Origin of the sequence: Exiguobacterium sp. s140, from assembly GCF_018617035.1 — a bacterium.
Classification (GTDB): Bacteria; Bacillota; Bacilli; order Exiguobacteriales; family Exiguobacteriaceae; genus Exiguobacterium; species Exiguobacterium profundum.
In genome coordinates this window covers 1,714-2,913 of the sequence record NZ_JACSJK010000012.1, presented here as the reverse complement: position 1 = coordinate 2,913, position 1,200 = coordinate 1,714, and the positions used below count along the sequence as shown (strand labels likewise).

The following is a 1,200-nucleotide window of genomic DNA, read 5'->3' as shown; positions in this document are numbered from 1 at the left end:
TTGTTCCCTGAAAACTGAGGATTCATCAACACAAACCATTAGACTAGATCAAAGCCTCGACCGATTAGTATCATTCAGCTCCACGTGTCGCCACGCTTCCACCCATGACCTATCTACCTCATCGTCTCTGAGGGGTCTTTCTTGATTGCTCAAAGGGAAATCTCATCTCGGAGGGGGCTTCATGCTTAGATGCTTTCAGCACTTATCCCGTCCGCACGTAGCTACCCAGCGGTGCTCCTGGCGGAACAACTGGTACACCAGCGGTGCGTCCATCCCGGTCCTCTCGTACTAAGGACAGCTCTCCTCAAATTTCCTGCGCCCACGACGGATAGGGACCGAACTGTCTCACGACGTTCTGAACCCAGCTCGCGTACCGCTTTAATGGGCGAACAGCCCAACCCTTGGGACCTACTCCAGCCCCAGGATGCGATGAGCCGACATCGAGGTGCCAAACCTCCCCGTCGATGTGGACTCTTGGGGGAGATCAGCCTGTTATCCCCAGGGTAGCTTTTATCCGTTGAGCGATGGCCCTTCCATGCGGAACCACCGGATCACTAAGCCCGACTTTCGTCCCTGCTCGACTTGTAGGTCTCGCAGTCAAGCTCCCTTCTGCCTTTGCACTCTTCGAATGATTTCCAACCATTCTGAGGGAACCTTTGGGCGCCTCCGTTACTGTTTAGGAGGCGACCGCCCCAGTCAAACTACCCGCCTGACACGGTCCTCCAGCCGGATCACGGCTGCGAGTTAGAGACTCTATACGCAAAGGGTGGTATCCCAAGGGTGTCTCCACCGAAGCTGGCGCTCCGGCTTCACAAACTCCCACCTATCCTGTACATCGCGTACAAAGCCTCAATATCAGGCTGTAGTAAAGCTCCATGGGGTCTTTCCGTCCTGTCGCGGGTAACCTGCATCTTCACAGGTACTATGATTTCACCGGGTCTCTCGTTGAGACAGTGCCCAAATCGTTACGCCTTTCGTGCGGGTCGGAACTTACCCGACAAGGAATTTCGCTACCTTAGGACCGTTATAGTTACGGCCGCCGTTTACTGGGGCTTCGGTTCAGTGCTTCTCTTGCGATGACACATCCCCTTAACCTTCCAGCACCGGGCAGGCGTCAGCCCCTATACTTCATCTTGCGATTTAGCAGAGACCTGTGTTTTTGCTAAACAGTCGTTTGGGCCTATTCACTGCGGCTTATGT

1 rRNA gene (only partly in view) is annotated in these 1,200 nt (G+C 54.4%); it reads right to left on the bottom strand.

From position 1 onward, the window contains the following. Nucleotides 1-44: 44 nt before the first annotated feature. Nucleotides 45-1,200: ribosomal RNA gene (locus KNO61_RS17025) — 23S ribosomal RNA — on the bottom strand; its annotated part runs 1,713 nt beyond the window's last position; the annotation flags it as partial.